Origin of the sequence: Streptomyces xylophagus, assembly GCF_000716435.1 — a bacterium.
Classification (GTDB): Bacteria; Actinomycetota; Actinomycetes; order Streptomycetales; family Streptomycetaceae; genus Streptomyces; species Streptomyces xylophagus.
Window position 1 is genome coordinate 777421 of record NZ_JNWO01000002.1, and the last position, 16204, is coordinate 793624.

Annotated in this window: 13 protein-coding genes and 7 pseudogenes; 11 read left to right on the forward strand and 9 right to left on the reverse strand. The window is 67.3% G+C overall.

Features of this window, described 5'->3' with window-relative positions:
* Positions 1 to 333: 333 nt before the first annotated feature.
* A pseudogene (locus tag OO70_RS56990) lies at positions 334 to 423 on the forward strand (ISAzo13-like element transposase-related protein); the annotation flags it as partial.
* Between the two features lie 204 nt (positions 424 to 627).
* On the opposite strand, the gene OO70_RS06930 reads toward OO70_RS56990, so the two are convergent.
* Both OO70_RS06930 and OO70_RS06935 read right to left on the reverse strand, forming a co-directional pair.
* Entirely contained in the window at positions 628 to 1746 is a 1119-nt protein-coding gene (locus tag OO70_RS06930) for a fatty acid desaturase family protein (protein ID WP_043665246.1), read from the reverse strand.
* Positions 1747 to 1753: 7 nt separating this feature from the next.
* The gene (locus OO70_RS06935; protein ID WP_043665249.1) at positions 1754 to 2809 is read right to left on the reverse strand and encodes a ferredoxin reductase; all 1056 of its coding nucleotides are present in this window, start codon (positions 2807 to 2809) and stop codon (positions 1754 to 1756) included.
* Positions 2810 to 2896: 87 nt separating this feature from the next.
* Between OO70_RS06935 and OO70_RS06940 the strand changes: the two genes are divergently transcribed.
* Both OO70_RS06940 and OO70_RS06945 read left to right on the forward strand, forming a co-directional pair.
* Positions 2897 to 4036, forward strand: coding sequence for a PucR family transcriptional regulator (locus OO70_RS06940; protein WP_043665253.1), 1140 nt, complete (start codon positions 2897 to 2899; stop codon positions 4034 to 4036).
* A 300-nt stretch (positions 4037 to 4336) separates the two neighbouring features.
* Positions 4337 to 4879 carry a DUF6368 family protein gene (locus tag OO70_RS06945; RefSeq protein ID WP_158711418.1) on the forward strand — a complete coding sequence of 181 codons (543 nt, stop codon included), beginning with the start codon at positions 4337 to 4339 and terminating at the stop codon, positions 4877 to 4879.
* Between the two features lie 21 nt (positions 4880 to 4900).
* Here OO70_RS06945 and OO70_RS06950 read toward each other — a convergent pair whose 3' ends face one another.
* Entirely contained in the window at positions 4901 to 6490 is a 1590-nt protein-coding gene (locus OO70_RS06950) for an ISL3 family transposase (protein ID WP_043665259.1), read from the reverse strand.
* A 494-nt stretch (positions 6491 to 6984) separates the two neighbouring features.
* Here OO70_RS06950 and OO70_RS06955 point away from each other — a divergent pair, with 494 nt between their 5' ends.
* Positions 6985 to 7323: a thioredoxin family protein gene (locus OO70_RS06955; protein ID WP_043665262.1), complete on the forward strand. Its 339-nt coding sequence runs from the start codon at positions 6985 to 6987 to the stop codon at positions 7321 to 7323.
* Positions 7324 to 7350: 27 nt separating this feature from the next.
* On the opposite strand, the pseudogene OO70_RS06960 reads toward OO70_RS06955, so the two are convergent.
* Positions 7351 to 7863: pseudogene (locus OO70_RS06960) on the reverse strand (transposase); the annotation flags it as partial.
* On the opposite strand from OO70_RS06960, the gene OO70_RS51140 reads away from it, so the two are divergent.
* Positions 7839 to 8612 (forward strand): HpcH/HpaI aldolase/citrate lyase family protein, encoded by a 774-nt coding sequence (locus OO70_RS51140; protein WP_106971622.1) that lies wholly within the window; start codon positions 7839 to 7841, stop codon positions 8610 to 8612. The pseudogene OO70_RS06960 and the gene OO70_RS51140 overlap by 25 nt on opposite strands.
* Before the next feature lie 38 nt (positions 8613 to 8650).
* On the opposite strand, the gene OO70_RS06970 is transcribed toward OO70_RS51140, so the two are convergent.
* The 3 genes from OO70_RS06970 to OO70_RS06980 form a co-directional block, all read right to left on the reverse strand.
* Positions 8651 to 10456 carry a RecQ family ATP-dependent DNA helicase gene (locus tag OO70_RS06970; protein ID WP_043665268.1) on the reverse strand — a complete coding sequence of 602 codons (1806 nt, stop codon included), beginning with the start codon at positions 10454 to 10456 and terminating at the stop codon, positions 8651 to 8653.
* 287 nt (positions 10457 to 10743) lie between these two features.
* Positions 10744 to 10929, reverse strand: a complete 186-nt coding sequence (locus OO70_RS06975; RefSeq protein ID WP_043665270.1) for a hypothetical protein — start codon at positions 10927 to 10929, stop codon at positions 10744 to 10746.
* A 103-nt stretch (positions 10930 to 11032) separates the two neighbouring features.
* A complete protein-coding gene (locus OO70_RS06980; protein ID WP_043665272.1) occupies positions 11033 to 11302 on the reverse strand; it encodes a YrhB domain-containing protein in 270 nt (89 codons plus the stop codon).
* A 511-nt stretch (positions 11303 to 11813) separates the two neighbouring features.
* Here OO70_RS06980 and OO70_RS06985 point away from each other — a divergent pair.
* The 4 genes and pseudogenes from OO70_RS06985 to OO70_RS07000 all read left to right on the forward strand — a co-directional run bounded on the left by OO70_RS06985 (position 11814) and on the right by OO70_RS07000 (position 14903).
* Positions 11814 to 13055 (forward strand): annotated as a pseudogene (locus tag OO70_RS06985) (IS110 family RNA-guided transposase).
* Between the two features lie 52 nt (positions 13056 to 13107).
* The gene (locus OO70_RS06990) at positions 13108 to 13428 is read left to right on the forward strand and encodes a hypothetical protein (protein ID WP_043665274.1); all 321 of its coding nucleotides are present in this window, start codon (positions 13108 to 13110) and stop codon (positions 13426 to 13428) included.
* Positions 13429 to 13445: 17 nt separating this feature from the next.
* Positions 13446 to 14180: an IS5/IS1182 family transposase gene (locus OO70_RS06995; RefSeq protein ID WP_051740778.1), complete on the forward strand. Its 735-nt coding sequence runs from the start codon at positions 13446 to 13448 to the stop codon at positions 14178 to 14180.
* Between the two features lie 231 nt (positions 14181 to 14411).
* A complete protein-coding gene (locus OO70_RS07000; protein WP_043665276.1) occupies positions 14412 to 14903 on the forward strand; it encodes a nucleotidyltransferase domain-containing protein in 492 nt (163 codons plus the stop codon).
* 178 nt (positions 14904 to 15081) lie between these two features.
* Here the strand turns inward: OO70_RS07000 and OO70_RS52140 are convergent.
* Positions 15082 to 15326 (reverse strand): annotated as a pseudogene (locus OO70_RS52140) (family 1 glycosylhydrolase); the annotation flags it as partial.
* 280 nt (positions 15327 to 15606) lie between these two features.
* Here OO70_RS52140 and OO70_RS57210 point away from each other — a divergent pair.
* Positions 15607 to 15711: pseudogene (locus OO70_RS57210) on the forward strand (IS21-like element helper ATPase IstB); the annotation flags it as partial.
* 167 nt (positions 15712 to 15878) lie between these two features.
* On the opposite strand, the pseudogene OO70_RS55835 reads toward OO70_RS57210, so the two are convergent.
* A pseudogene (locus OO70_RS55835) lies at positions 15879 to 16091 on the reverse strand (VOC family protein); the annotation flags it as partial.
* Positions 16092 to 16114: 23 nt separating this feature from the next.
* Between OO70_RS55835 and OO70_RS52160 the strand changes: the two are divergent.
* A pseudogene (locus OO70_RS52160) lies at positions 16115 to 16204 on the forward strand (transcriptional regulator); the annotation flags it as partial.

Consider the following 16204-nt stretch of genomic DNA (forward strand, 5'->3'; position numbering starts at 1 on the left):
CTCCTCGTAGAGGACGAGTTTTTCCGCCAAAAGAACGGGCGCCGCCTGCGTGATGTGGGGGCTTGCACCACGAGCATCAACGTCCGCTGTGGGCCCGCGAGTTTCATGGCGGCCGGAGGACGCCAGCGCTGCCAGTCTTTCAATCGGCATCACCGTGCCGAAAAGGGTTCGGAGTCATCCCGACGCCCATCAGACCACCACGAAACTCGCCGTGGAGAACAGCGCCTGTTTTCTTTGAGACCTCGCAGGTCGGAAGGAACTGAGGCATCCGCTCCACGCGTTACGGACCCATCTCAACAAAGTGAGTGCGGAAGCACGTACGCACTGCATGTGAAGGAACTGGTCGGCCCGTTCAAGAACTCCGGCCGTGAATGGGAGCCGAGAGGCGAACCGGTGCGGATCGATACCCACGACTTCCCCGACCAGGGCGGGTCAGCGCACTACAACGCCTCGCCGGGGCTGCGTGCTGAGCTCCCGGCGCACGTCCAGGCGGTGCAGCCGGACACCGGGCTGCCCGGATCCCGTGTCGTAAGGTCTGATACCGCGGCCGCCCACCGTCTGGAGCGGATCTCACCGAACCCGGCGGTGCCGCCGGTACGGCCGAAAGATCTGAACCGATACCGGGAATCAGGCCGCGACGAGCTCCTGTTCGCGGTCCGGCGTCTTGACCTCGGTCTTCTTGTTCGGCAGCGAGAGGCGGAAGACCTTGTGCCACGCGGAGAACACCTGCTTGGGCAGCGGCCCGGTGACGTACTCCAGCTCGTACTTCTCGAACAGCGCGCGCACCTTCACCGCGACCTCGGCGTACCGGTTGCTCGGCAGGTCCGGGAACAGGTGGTGCTCGATCTGGTGGGAGAGGTTGCCGGTCATGAAGTGCATGGCCTTGCTGCCGCTGATGTTCGCCGAGCCCATCATCTGGCGCAGGTACCACTGGCCGCGCGTCTCGCCGTTGATCGACCGGCGTTCGAAGACCTGCACGCCCTCGGGGAAGTGCCCGCACATGATCACCGAGTGGGTCCAGAGGTTGCGGACCAGGTTCGCGGTGAACGTGGCGGCGAGCGTGGGGAGGAACGACGGGCCCGACAGCAGCGGGTGGATCACGTAGTCCTTGAGCACCTGCTTGCGGATCTTGCGGCCCACGGCCCTGGCCCGCGCGCGGAACTCCGGGTTCTTGCGGCGGCGCTTCTGCAGGTTCTTGCCGAGTTCCAGGTCGTACGCCGCGATGCCGTACTCGAAGAAGCAGGCGTTGAGGAAGTTCCACAGCGGCTGGCCGAGGTGGAACGGGTGCCACCTCTGGTCCTCGTCGACGCGCATGATGCCGTAGCCGAGGTCGTTGTCCTTGCCGATCACGTTGGTGTACGTGTGGTGCAGCTCGTTGTGCGAGTGCTTCCACTGCTCGGAGGGCGAGACGTGATCCCACTCCCAGGTGGTGGAGTGGATCTTCGGGTCTCGCATCCAGTCCCACTGGCCGTGCAGGATGTTGTGACCGATCTCCATGTTGTCCATGATCTTCGCCACGGACAGACCGGCGGTGCCGAGCAGCCACGCGGGCGGGAAGAGCGAGAACAGCAGCACGCCCCGGCTGACCAGCTCAAGCTTGCGCTGCGCCGAGATGACCTTGCGGATGTACGCGGCGTCCTTCTCGCCGCGGACGGCGATCACCTCGTCGCGGATCGCGTCCAGCTCGCGGCCGAGCTCCTCGATCTGCTCCGCGGTCAGGTGGGCGGTGGGGTCGGTGGCGGTCAAGGTGCTCCTACCGTTCGATGTCGCAGGGGCCCGCCGCGGCGGACACGCAGGTCTGGATGAGGACGCCCGGCTCGGCCTCGGTGATCTCGCCGGTGCGCAGGTCACGGACGGCGCCCGCCTTGAGCGGCGTGACGCAGCCGAAGCAGATGCCCATGCGGCACCCGGAGGGCATGAGCACGCCGGCCTCCTCGCCGATGTCCAGCAGCGGCGTGGCGCCGTCCGCGTCGACGGTCTTGCCGGTGGTGCTGAACGTGACCTCGCCGCCGTCGCCGGTGACGACAATGCCGGGGCGGAAGCGTTCGGTGTGCAGGCGGTCTTGTACGCCGTGCTCGGTCCAGTGCCCTTCGGCAGCGTCGAGCAGGCCCGCGGGCCCGCAGGCCCAGGTCTCGCGCTCGGCCCAGTCGGGCACGAGTTCGCCGAGACGGGCGATGTCGAGCACGCCGTCCGTGGCGGTGTGCACCTCGGTGAGCCGCAGCTTCTTGTCCGCGACCAGGTCGCGCAGTTCGTCGCGGAAGATCACGTCGTGCGGCTGTGGCGCACAGTGGACCATGACGACGTCGTCGAACTCGGTGTCGCGCAGCATGCCCATCACGGGCGTGATCCCGCTGCCGGCCGTCAGGTAGAGCACCTTGGCGGGCTTGGCCCGCGGCAGCACGAAGTCACCGGTCGCCTGGTCGAGCTGGATCAGCGTGCCCGGTTTCGCCCTGCGGACCAGGTGGTTGCTGACCTTGCCGTCCGGGATCGCCTTCACGGTGATCGTGACGCGGCCGTCCTGGCGGTTCGTCGGCGAGGTGATGGAGTAGGCACGCCACAGGCGCACCCCGTCGACGTCGACACCGATCCGCACGTACTGACCGGCTGTGTGGCCGCGCCAGCCCCGTCCAGGCCTGATCACGACGGTCGCGGCGTCACCCGTCTCGGGGTGCACGGCCTCGATGCGCCCCCGCAGGTCGGCGCCCGCACGCAGCGGGCTGACCAGGTCGAGGTAGTCCGACGGCAGCAGCGGCGTCGTGACCATCTCCAGCAGTTTCCACGCCCTGCTGCGGAGGGCTGTACTCGTCATGACTTCAGCTTGCTGCGCCTCAGGGCGTAAAGTCCTGACCGCAAGACGTGAATCCGGTCGGCTGAATTGTTCGCAAGGAACAAAAACGTGAGCCATGCGATCCGTAGGGTCAGTGAACTGGCCCTGGATGAGACGACGGTCACCGCACTTCGGGCCACGCTGAAGGGCGCCGCCGACGAGGTCGTCGAGGCGATCATCGACGAGGTCCCTTCCTACGCCAACGCTCTTTCGGGCCGCATGGGTGGCACCATCCGCCGATCCGTCCGCACCGCCCTGGGGCACTATCTGGACCTCGCGAGCGGGAACGCCACGGGCGGCGACGCCGGTGACGCGGCCTACGAGCTGGGCCGCGGAGAGGTGCGCGACGGCCGTTCGATGGACGCCCTGCTCAGCGCCTACCGCGTCGGCGCCCGCGTGGCCTGGCGATGCCTGGCAGCGGGTGCCGTACCCGCAGGCCTGCCCGCCGCCGAGGTCGCCAAGTTCGCCGAACTGACCTTCGCCTACATCGACGAGCTCTCCGCCGCGAGCGCCGCGGGCCACGCCGACGAACTTGCCGCCCGGGGCAGGGACCACGAGCGCCACCTGGAACACCTGGCCCGCGTCCTCCTCGCCGGCGCGAGCCCGGACGTGCTGGTGGCCTCTGCTCAACGGGCCGGGTGGCAGCCTCCGGTTTCGCTCACCGCGGTCCTGCTGCCCGCCGACCAGACCCGGCCTGCCTACCGCGCGCTCGACCCGAACACCCTCGTCCTCGACGATCTGCCCGACGCCACCGGTGTGCTGCTCGTCCCCGATGCCGACCGATCACATCTCTTGCGGCAGCTGACCGACCGCACCGCCGTGGTCGGCCCGGCCCGGCCATGGACTCGTGCGTCGGCCTCGTACGCGCGCGCCGTACGCGCGCGTTCCCTCTCCTCCGATATCCGCGACACCGAGGACCACCTGCCCGAGCTGGTGCTGAGCGCCGACGCGGACGCGTTCGCGGACCTGCGGGCCCGAGCCCTCGCACCGTTGCGGACCTTGCCTGTCGCGACCGCACTACGGCTGGAGGAGACATTGCGGGCGTGGCTGCTGCACCAGGGCAGGCGGGACGAGGTGGCGGCAGCGTTGTTCGTCCATCCCCAGACGGTCCGGTACCGGATGTCGCAGCTGCGGGAGCTGTTTCCGGATCTCGCATCGCCGCAGCGGGTTCTTGAACTGACGCTGGCGGTCGGTCTTGGGGTCAGCTGACGCGTACGTCGACCGTCCACGACCGCGTCCGCGAGCGGTCCAGGAATCGTGACTCGTTCTCGGTGCCGTCAGCCGGCTCATGCGGCCAGGGGAGGAGCGGTATGAGCCGGCTGAGACCGGGGGCTGAGGTGAAAACCGGACTGGGCCTCGGGAAGCCCGCCGGGGCGCTGTCTCTGAGAAGCGCGGTGGCGGATACGGCTTGGTTCTGTCGGTAGTTGGTGGCTCTGGCCCACTTCGTGTGGAGAAGGCACTCTCAGTAATCGGTTGGGGACATTGCTTAGGCTGGCTAGGCTCCGAGCCATGAGCGGACCGGTGTTGACGATCGAGCTTGCTAAGGCCGTTCCGCATGCCGTGGTTCAGGAGATCCGCGAACTCCTGCTTCGCTCATCAGCACGCTTCGAGGAGAAGCGTTTCGGCGAGTACGGCCTAAGCGTCGATGCGGAGAGCCTAGGCATTACGAACACGGAGGGTGTTGACGGGCGTCGGCCGATCATGGCCTCCCTCATGGGCCCTGATGTGGGTGACAAGGCGACCTTCGACGCCGAACACGTCGATCAAGGCGACCAACAGCGCCTTCTCGGCTTCACCCCGACTCACGCGGTCAACGTCATCGCGTTCTCCAGCAGCGTTGTTGATCACGTCGTCACGGCACTGCTGACCGCAGGCATCATGGACCTGACCGGCGGTGTCGCCAATGCCGAACTGGCAGCCGATCAAATGGCTGTTGTTGCGGAACTGCCTGGTGTCATCGCGGTGACGCCCGGTTCGTGGCCGGCTGCGTATGGCTCGGCCGAGTTCCTCAGAGCGTGGGCCGAACAGCCCGGTTTTCGACTCCTGAAGTAACCCGGACCGTATGCAGCCAGCTCAAGCCAGCAGGACCCGCTTGCGGAGGAGTTCGAATCCTGCACGGCCGAACTTTTGGCGCTTGAGCATCTTGATCCGGTTGACGTGGCCTTCGACGACACCCGAGTTCCATGGCTGTGTGAGACCGGCGATGACCGCGTCGAGGTCGCGTTCGAGGTGCTGAGCGAACCGGTTCAGGCTGGGCAGGTCGGTGGCAGCGCGGGCGGACTCGATCCACTCCGGCAGTCGCGCGCCCTCCAGCTTGGTCACCATGTGGGCGAAGGAGCGGACGTGCTCGGTGAGTGCTGTCAGCTCGGGGCAGTTGGCCAGGACCGCCTTGAGCTGCAGCCGGTCTCGTTCGGTGAGCGCGTCGGGGTGAGTGAGTATCCAGCGGGCGACGGCGCGGGCCGACGGCGGCCGGGGCCCGATGGGCTGAGGCTTGCCCCGCAGAGTCCTCCTGACGTAGTCGCGGACGCTGCTGTAACCGTCCGGGTAGCCCTGTTCGCAGATCTCCTCCCACAACTTCCAGGCGTTGGTGCAGCCGTCCTGCCAGCGTTGGTCAAGGTAAGGCTTGAAGTCATCGAGCCTGGTCGCACGGTTCTGCCACTGGCCGGTGAACAGGTCCTCCGGGGTGGTGGCACGGGAGAAGCACATGATGGTGTTGAGGCCTATGCCGAGTTGTCGGGCCACGGACCGTTTGCTGTGTCCGGCGGCCAGGAGTGCGTGAACGGTCGCGTGCTTGGCACGGGTTCGTTCGGCGAACCGATGGCCCGTCGGCCAGGGTGACGACACCGTCGGCTCCGCCTGCGGTTCGTCCGGCGGTGCCGGCATGGGGCGCAGGCAGCCGCGGTGCCGGTAGACGCACTTCTCGGCGGCTTCGCCCAGGTTGTGCCAGAGGTGCCACCGGTCGGCAACCTGGCGGGCTTGAGGGGCGCCACGGGTCGCACCGTCAGCGAAGAAAGGTGCACGATCGCGGCAAATGATCTCGATGCCGGGCCGCTCGGCGAGCCAGGCCGCGAGAGTGTCCGCCTCACGATCCGGCAGGAGATCGATAGGGCGACGCGTTTCGACATCGACGAGCACGGTTCCGTAGATACGGCCCTTGCGCTGGGCGTACTCATCCACGCCGACCACGCGGGGCGCGGCGACGGGCGGCTCCGGGAGCGAAGTGACCAGTCTCAGCAGGGTGTTCCGGCTGACCGGCGCTCCGAAGGTGCCCGCCATCCGGGCCCCGGCCCGGCCCGCGAGCGCGAGGCCGACTGAGACGAGGATCGATCGCAGCCGTTCCGTTCGCCGGCCGAACCGGCGGGTGAGCCCCCGCACCTGCTCGACAAAGGTCCTGCGCGGGCAGGACTCCTCCGCGCAGACGAACCGCCGCACTCTCAACGACACCACAACGAACTTGCCAGCCGTCGGCAGATCACGAGGAAACCGCAGGTAGGAACCGTGTATTCGCGATGACCGGCACCCACACTCCGGGCAAGCCGCCTGCCGGACCGTGCTCTGGGCCTCGACCCGGACGACCGTGTCGGTCAGCTCGACCGACTCCACCACTACGTCCTCCACCGAGGAGAACAGCAACTCTTCGAGCTGCGGCCGTACTTCGTCCACGACGCAGAACTGTCGGCCACGTTGTCCACCGGCCGGGCGATTTTCAGGCGACCTCAGCCACCATCACGAGAAGATCAACAGTCACTCAACGTACGCAACCACAACAAGTGGACCAGAGCCAGCATTCACGGTCAAAGCCAACGGCTCGACTGGATCCGGTGGACGATGCGCACCGGCCCGCTGATCGAGTGTCTGGTTGGTGATCTGGGATGCTATGCCCTGGAAAAAGGCTTTCATGTCGTCGTGGAGGGCGCTGTCCTGGCACGAGCTGACCCACGGGCGCGCGGCGGGCTGCAGCTGGGTGACCGGCGGGGCGGCCAGGCCGGGTCATCAGGAACGGGGGCCGGGGCGCTCGCGCCGGGGACCACCGTGGTTCTGCGACAGCCCCGTGCCTCCCTTCCGACAGGTCAACCGGACGACCGACCGGGCCGGCCTGGCACACCGCGCGGGGGATGATGGGGATGGAATGACGGAATGTGAGATCAGGAGCTGTCATGGCGACGCGGGTTCACCGACCCCGTGAGGACGCGGAGTTCAACTTCATCCTCGGGATGAGCGGAGTTCCGGTCCTCGTGTACTTCACCGGGACATGGCCCAAGGCAATCGAACCCTGCCGAGTGATGGACCTCGTCGTGGGTGGCATCGCCGACGACTACGCGGGCCGCCTGACGGCCGTCCGCGCCGACATCACGCGTTGTCCGGCCGCAACCGAGCGATACGGGATCACCGGAGCCCCGTCCTACGTCCTGCTGAAAGAGGGAGAGGCGGTGGCGCACGGCACGGGGCCCATGACCATCACCGAGGTACGGAAGTTCCTGGACGGCCACCTCTGAGCTTGACTCCGAAGCTCCTATAGATCGTCAAGTGGCTGGAGATGTCGATGGTGCGCTGGTGAGGTTGCGGTGGACCTCTGGTGCGATGAAGCGCTTGAGGCATCTGAAGATGTCCTTCGTCTTGAGCCCTTCGAGGGTGCGTCGTGCGACGTAGTCGCGGGTGCGTGGGTCGTGACGCATGCGGTCCAGGACGATGGTGTGCGGCGCGCGGTTGGCCTGGCGGTCGCCGCCGCGATTGAGCCGACGGCGATCAGTGAGGCCTGGGGAGGCCGGCACGGGTGCGGCTGTGCAGAGGTGGGCGAAGGATGCCTCCGAGACGAGCCTGTCGGGGTTGTCCCCGGCGGTGACCAACAACTGCCCGGCGGTTTCGGTCCCGACGCCCGGTAGTGCGAGCAATCCGGGCGCGGTGTGGGTGATCAGGGCGCGCAACTCGGCGTCCGCGGCCGCGATCTCTTCGCTCAGGTGCTGGTATCGCTTGGCCAGGCGCCTGAGCGCGATCCTGCAGACCCCGCGCATTGGCAGGAGTGCTGTTCGGGGCCGCCGACTACGCGGCCGCCGCCCACTGCCGCCTCAACAGCCGGGCCCTCTGGCAGCCACGGTCCGTCCTGGCCGTCGGCGCGTCTGCTGCGGGCCTGCCCGCGATCGATTCCCCCTCCCTCGACCTGCGTGATCCCGACGGGCTCGCACGCGAGGCCGAAGAGGCTGCAGAGCTCGGGTACCTAGGCAAGGTCGGCATACATCCCCGGCAACTCCTCGTCATTCAGGAGGCGTTCCGGCCGACCACCCAGGAACTCGCCGCTGCGCGAGCCGTGGTGGCCGCCGCGGGTGCCGTCCACGGAGAGATCACCACCGTCGACGTCCACATGATCGGCCCGCCGCTCGTCGCCGCGGCCCGCGCGATAACCGACCGGGCGGATGCCATGCCCGCATCCGCCACATTCACTGAGGCGCGAACGCATTCGCAAGTGTGCCGTGGTCGCCAGGCCCAACATGCCAGGGCGCCCCACGAGTTCCTGCGAGAGGGAGAGGCGCCGATTTTCGTAAATTCTGGTGATCTTGTATCGGGTGGACTGTGTGGTGCGTTCCTGGTTGCGCCGGAAGTCGCGTTCGACTCGGCGGGCGGTAAGTATTCGAGGGCGGAGTGCAGACGTTTCTCGTTGTACCAGGTGGCCCGATGGAAGATCATCCGCTCGACCTGGTTGAAACCGGTCCCGGGGCTGGCTTCGGCGACTGGTTCTAGTCCCACCGAAGCGGATACACAGCGCCCCGGAATAGGTGAATTCCAGTGAGTGTCGGGCAGGGCCGCCCGGGACTCGCGGGTCCAGCGTCAGCGCGGTGAGTCGGGCAGCGCGATGAGCAATTGCTTGTCCGTCACCACGGCTAGCGACAGGGTGCGATAGCCGACGGACGTGAACAAGATGGTGATCTTGCCGTCGCCCTCGCTCATGACCTCGCCCTGGCCCCACTGGTCATGGCGCACGCGGACGCCTGGCAGGTAGGCGTGCTCGTCCCCTGTGGGGCGTTCGGCCGTCTCCGCCGCCTGGACGGCAACTGCGGAGGCGCCGGCGCGTGCACTGGCCCATGGCCACCGGCGCCGCCGTGCGGCCGCCTTGTACGGACGCTCGGCGTCCCCGGACCGCTCACGCCTCAGCCCGCTCACAGGCTTGAACACCGCCCCGGTGCAGTTGTCGCATGCCCGGCACGGGACGGGGACGGAGTCGCCGAAGTATCCAAGGAGGAACCTCCGTCGGCAGCCGGTCGTCTCGGCGTACCCGCGCATCATGTCGACCCGGGACTGTTCGAGCTTGAGGTGCGTGGCGTGGACGGCGAGGGCGCTCTGCACAGCGGCGTCGACGTGGTCATCCGCGCAGGCGTCGTCGGCGCCGGCCGTGCCGGTGAAACGGCTGCCGTCCCGTCCGGTACGGACCGCCCCGGCCTCCTCCAGCAGGTTCAGCACGGCGGACAGTGCCGTCGCGCTGAGCTCGCAGTCGGTCCGGAGCCGGGTCGCGCTCACGGATCCCGCTTCGCCGTGCAGGCGCTCGGCAACACGGCGCAGTGCGTCGGCGTCGGGAGCGCCGGCGGCGAAGAAGCGTTGCAGGCCCAGATCCTGCGGGCGGTAGGCGAGGATCGCCCTGGCGGGTGCGCCGTCGCGGCCGGCCCGGCCGATCTCCTGGTAGTAGGCGTCCAGCGAGCCGGGGACGGACGCGTGCAGCACGAACCGTACGTTCGCCTTGTCGATGCCCATCCCGAACGCCGAGGTCGCCACGATCACGTCGAGTTCGCCGGAGCTGAACCTGTCCTGGGTTTGGCGGCGTTCGGTGGCGGTGAGGCCCGCGTGGTAGCTCGAGGCGGCCAGGCCCAGGTCGCTCAACTGCTCGGCGTAGCTGTCCGCCGCCTTCCGCGTCCCCGCGTACAGGATTCCCGGCTTCTCCTCGACGGCCGCCCGCTCCACGACGAACCTCTCCTTGGTGGCTGCGTCCTGAAAGGTCGCCACTTCCAGGTGGATGTTGGGGCGGTCGAAGCCGGCCACTATCTCCACCGGGTCGTTCATGCCGAGACGCTCGGCGATGTCCCGCCGTACCGGGGCCGCCGCGTTCGCGGTCAGGGCGAGCACCGGCGGGTTGCCGAGCCGCTCCCGCGCGTGGCGCAACCGCAGGTAGTCCGGCCGGAAGTCGTGTCCCCAGGACGACACGCAGTGTGCCTCGTCCACCACCAGCAGCCGGGGACGGACGGCAGCGAGCCGGTCGGTGACGTCCGGCTTGGCGAGCTGCTCAGGAGCGAGGAAGACCACGTCGACCGAGGAGGCGCTGATGCGGGCCCATGCCGTCTCGTTGTCGCTTCGACGCTGCGCAGAGTTGATGGCGGCGGTGCGCAGCGCTCCTGATCCGAGCAGGCTCTGCATTTGGTCCCGCTGAAGCGCGATCAGCGGCGATACGACCACGACCGGACCGCCGAGCAGGACCGCGGGCACTTGGTACAGGGCGGACTTGCCCGCGCCGGTCGGCATGACCGCGAGTACGTCACGCCCCTTCATCACGGCCTTCATCGCAGTCAGTTGGGCCGGTCGCAACTGCTGCCAGCCGAAGACCCGACGGGCGACGCCGCGCAGACGACGGGACGTGAGTGTGAGCATCGTTCTCCTTGAAGCGTGGGCGTCCAACCGCCGGGTGTCTGGCGGCTACCCCGGTTCGCCGGAATATCGCCTCGCGCGATCCGGTCGCCCTTGTCAAGATCACGGCGGTACGCGCAAAGCGCCCGGTATCCGACCGTGGATGCGATGTGGATCCGTTCGCGCTGCTTCTCCGAAACGGCTTCCCGGTACTGCCCCCTGAGGCGCCGTCAGCCCGCTGGGCTCGAAAGAATGCCCCTTGACCAGCGGGAATGATGAACTACCGCTGGAGTGCCATAGGTGATGAGTAGTCAGCCGCGTGCAGGCGGCACCGTGTCTGACGGATCCAGGTCGAGATGATGGTGGAGCCTGGCTCGCAGCGCCACGGTGTCCGGGTGATCAAGTTCCTCGAAGAGCACCAAGGACAGGGTCCAGGCTTCGCGGGCGGCTTCGGGATTACGGGCCGCGTGGATGGTGTCGCCGAGGTGGGCGAGCATGTCCGCCTCGTAGTAGCGGTCTCCGATGTCGTGGAAGAGCGCAGCGGCTCTGAGCTGACTAAGCGATGTCCCGTAAGTGCGGTCGTGGACGGCCTCAGCCGTGTCAGGTCGTTGGGTTCTTCCATAGGTGCCGCTCGTCGAGGGTCCCGAAGCGTATGTCTCCGCGATCAAGGTCGACGAGGATGGGCCAGCAGTCCAGCAGCTGCTGTCCTGGCTCACGAGAGGCGAGGTAGTGGGCGGAGTTGTAGGGCACGATCAGGAGTCCGTTGCTCTCGCGGACTTGCTCTGCGTCGATGGCAAGGGGCGGCTCGTTGTCGCGCTGACTGCGCGCCAGAAATGCCACCGCGAGTTGTAGGGCTTCTTCGTGTTCCATCGCGCCTCTCCAGTCCGTTCGCTCAACGATGCGCACCCTAACCGTCCTGGGATGATCTTCAGATGGCTGGTGTGATCACGGCGTCGGAGCCGTCCTAATCCGGGGGTAACGACAGCCCTGAGAGACGTACGCCCAGGCTGTTTCTGCAACAGATGTTGGTCGCGATGGCGGTCACGTGAGTGTCGGGCTGACGCCTTGAGTCGTCCGGGGACCTGATCCCTATATCCAGAGCGGTGATACCCGACGCTCTCGTGACCGCCATCATCGTCAACACCGCTCGCTTGATCACTCGTTGGTGTCTGTGGTGCGAGCCTGCTGCATGGTGATCCCTCGTAATGCCCGAGCCGCTTCAGCTCCAAAGCAGACCGGGGCCCGTGCAGTGAGCTGGTGCCACGAACAGCCGCTGAGGTGGCGGACCGGCCTCGAGTCGAGTCCTTGGATTAGGTCGCTGCGTGGTTCCGCATGAGCTCGTGACCAGTACGAACACTCGAGTACGGGGAGGGGAAAGACCTTGATCTACTGCGGCATCGACTGGGCGGAGAAGACACACGACGTCGCCCTGGTCGACGACAGCGGCCAGGTGGTGGCCAAGCGGCATATCACCGATGACGCCGCTGGCTACAAGATCCTTTTGGATCTGCTCGCTGAGTGTGGCGATACGGAGGAGTTCCCGATCCCGGTGGCGATCGAGACATCCCGGGGCCTGCTGGTCGCGGTGCTGCGGACCGGTACACGACAGGTGTTCGCGATCAACCCGATGGCCGCGGCCCGCTACCGAGACAGGCACTCCGTCTCGCGCAAGAAGTCCGACCAGGGCGACGCCCTGGTCCTGGCCAACGTGCTGCGGACAGACATGCACGCCCACCGGCCGCTTCCCCAGGACAGCGACCTGGCCCGCGCTGTCGGCGTCCTCGCTCGCGCCCAGCAGGACGCCACCTGAAACCGGCAGCAGATCGCCAACCAGCTCCGCTCCCTGCTACGCGAGTACTTCCCGGCCGCTCTCGTGGCCGTCGAATCCTGGAAGAACGGCCTCTGCCGGCCGGAGGCCCACCAGCTCCTCAAGCTGGCCCCGACGCCGGCCAAGGCCGCCCGCCTCACGCGCACACAGTTACAGGCCGCGCTCAAGCGGGCCGGCCGTCAACGGGGCATCGCAGCAGACGCCGAGCGGCTCCGCGAGGTATTTCGGGCCGACTGGGCCCACCAGCCGCAGCTAGTCGAGGACGCACTCGGCAAGCAGATGCTTGCTCTCCTGATGCAGCTGGAGGCCGCCTGCACCGCGGCCGATAACCTCGCCGAGGCGGTGGAGGAGGCGTTCCCTCAGCACCCGGACGCTGAGATCATCCTCAGCTTCCCCGGCCTCGGCACCCAGCTCGGAGCCCGGGTGCTCGCCGAGATCGGGGACGACCGACAACGGTTCGCCGACGCCCGCGGCCTGAAGGCATACGCCGGTGCCTCGCCCATCACCCGGGCCTCCGGCAAGAAGTCCACTATCACCCGACGCTGGGTGAAAAACGACCGCCTCAACCACGCCGGATACCTCTGGGCCTTCTCCGCGATCACCGCCTCGCCCGGCGCCAAAGCCCATTACCGGCGTCGCCGAGACAGCCATGCAGACTGGCACGCGGCCGCCCAGCGCAACCTCTTCAACCGCATGATCGGCCAGCTCTACTACTGCCTCCAGCACGGCGAACGGTTCGACGAACTGGCCGCCTTCGCCTCACCGCCCTCGGAGACCGAGACAGCTGCCGCCTGATCTGCGGCATCGCGCCTTGCTCAGGTCGCCCACAGCGGTCGATCATTCGCAGATGAGACCCGAAGTTCAGACGTTCGTCGCCGACGGCCCCCTCCCCGACTGGGACGCCGACGAGGAGGAGATCGACCGGCGAGTCAAACAACTCGAAGCCATATCCGCACCCGTCACACGGAACGAGGCGCAGGCCCTGGCTGCCTGCTTCGGCCCCGACGACTGCTACGGCGTCGCCTGGTCGCTGCTGCACCTGATCGAGACCAGTCCAGGCCCGGTGCCGGCGGTTGCACCACCTGGACCCGATGCCGATGACTGGCACCACACGCTCTGGAACCGCTGGGGAAACCACGGGCTCACCGACGAGGACTTGACTCGTTAGAGCCCTGAGGTGTCTGGATAGCCCCGTTCTCCGGGCTGAGCCCACGTCAGTTCGGCAAACTGATAACCGGGTTGCGGCGGCAGGGTGCGGATCCAGTACGTAAGGGCCGGCCGTGGAGCCTGCCTCTGGAGGACCGGGTTCTGCTGGTCGCCGCGTATTGGCGGACGAACCTCACGATGCGGCAGTTGGCTCCGCTGTTCGGGATCTCGAAGTCCGCGGCCGACCGCATCATCGACCACCTCGGGCCGTCGCTGGCGTTCCAGCCCCGCAGACGGTTCCGGAGGGACACGGTGCTGATCGTGGACGGCACCCTGGTGCCCACCCGCGACCACCAGATGGCCGAGCAGTCGAAGAACTACCGGTACTCGACCAACCATCAGGTCGTCATCGACGCCGACAGCCGGCTCGTCGTCGCCGTCGGCCGGCCGCTGCCCGGCAACCGCAACGACTGCAAGGCATGGGAGTTGTCAGGCGCGAAGGACGCCGTCGGCCGCACCATGGTGATAGCCGACGGCGGCTACCGCGGAACCGGCCTGGTGATCCCACATCGCCGCGAACGAGGTCAAGCCGAACTCCCGCCCTGGAAAGAGGAACACAACGCCTCCCACCGCAAGGTCCGCGCACGCGTCGAGCATGCCTTCGCCCGCATGAAGACCTGGAAGATCCTCCGCGACTGCCGTCTCAAGGGCGAGGGCGTCCACCACGCCATGCTCGGCATCGCCCGCCTCCACAACCTCACTATCGCCAGGTAACCGAGGAGACCGCAGGTCAGCAAGCACGCCCGAGATCATTTACGGGACATCGCTTAGGTGAGCGAACTAATGACAGAACTTCGAAAATTCAAGACTTTTATCCGGCAGGGTCCATCAGTCGGGCCGATTTCCGACGCGCGGACCACGCCAGCACGTCGCGCGTATGTTCACTTTTTGCGTGGATTCCTAGGTATATTGCGAACGGTTCGGCTTCCTGGTTGGGTTGGCTTGATGAACATCGCTGATCTCTTCGACCTGCTCGACATCCTTGAGTCCGCCGACGCTCCGCACTGGGTCGCCGGCGGATGGGGGGTGGACGTCCTTGTGGGGCGTCAGACGCGTCAACACCGGGACGTGGACCTCGCGTTGGACGCCACGAGCGAGATAGCGACCGTCGGCGCGCTGGAAGCGTTCGGTTACCGGGTGGAGACGGAACAGCGTCCTACGCGTGTGGAACTCGCGGCTCCCGGTCGACGCTGGGTGGATCTGCATCCGGTCGTCTTCGACGCTGAAGGAGTGGGGCGGCAGGCCGACCTTGACGGCAGCTTCTTCCTGTACCCCCACGGCGCCTTCACCGTCGGGACGCTCCGGGGCCGGGCCGTCCCGTGCCTGTCGGTCTCGAAACAACTCGACTTCCGCAGCGGATACGCGCTGAGGGACGTCGACCACCACGACATCGCGCTTCTCGAAAGCCTGAACGTCCAGCAAAGGGGCGGCCGCTGACGACGGAGGTCGCGGAGGCCGCACATCACGCGAACTGGCCAGAAAGCGCACAGGATCCGCAGCGAAAAGGGCCCAAGCCACACCATAACTCCTCCGACCATCAGCGCGCCCTGGGCCCCTGTCGACACGACCGGGCTTCAACCCGCCGATCCAGCCCTGCTCCGGCCTCACGCGGACGTCACCGGCTCTCGCCGTCCCGGCCCGGCAGCGTGCCCGTGCTGGCCACGTCGGCGTACCACCGCGCACTGGCTTTGGGAGTGCGCTTGCCGGTCGGACAGTCGACGTAGACGGTACCGAAGCGCTTGCTGTATCCGTAGCCCCACTCGAAGTTGTCCAGCAGGGACCACAGGAAGTAGCCCCGTAGATCGACGCCCGCTGCACGACCGACAGGTGGCCGTGCGGATAGGCGATGCGGTCGGGATCGGCCAACCGTGTTCCAGTGCGGAGAATCGTGCGGGAGACACCGCCACTGAACGCCAGTCCGGTCCACATAAACGATCGCGTCCATGATGTCGCGCAGATCGTGTTCGGGCGGGCGGCCGAAGTCCAGGGCCCCTGCCGCGGTGCTCGAAGCCCCACCGTGACGATGTGGCGTAAACCGGCTCGCGCTCGCTCGCCCTGGGCAGCAGCCGGGGCTCAAGAGGCCGGGCGGCTGCGCCTACCCGCAGCCGTATCCCGTGGTGGGGCACACCACTCATCAGGCCGATCCATGTCGGCCATCGTCGACCGTCTCACCTTCGGCAGGAACATCATCGAGACCGGCACCGACTCCCTCCGCATCGCCCAGACCCGGACCAGGGCCGAGCAGGCCGACAGACGACCACAGCAGACCTGCCCTGGATGGGGCCTGCCCCGCTCTGTCCGAGAGAAGTCGTTCACTGCCCGACGCCGACGCTTCTGGCCTGCGTCGGGTGATGACAGTTGATGACGTGTTGTTCGTCCTGGCCTTGTTGCAGCGGGCGGAGGCCGACGTCTGGGTGCGCCGTCGGTGGTCAGGCAGATTTCGCTGGTGCGTGGGACGTCCGGTGACAGATCCTCGAACTGGCCGGACCACACACCTAGGTCGGCGCCCGGCCCGAGGTCGAAGGTGATGTATCCCGGAGTCTCGAACGAGGGGCTCATGCCGAGGAGGTCGCCGTAGAAACGGGCTGCGGCGGGAGCGTCGTTCACGTAGTGCCGTGACCACACAGGAACTCGCCTCGGCGCTCGGGGTGTCCCTGCGGACCATCACCCGGGACCTGAACTGGCTCCGCGACGCCGGTCTTCCGGTGACCGCACACCGGGGCCGCTTCGGAGGCGTG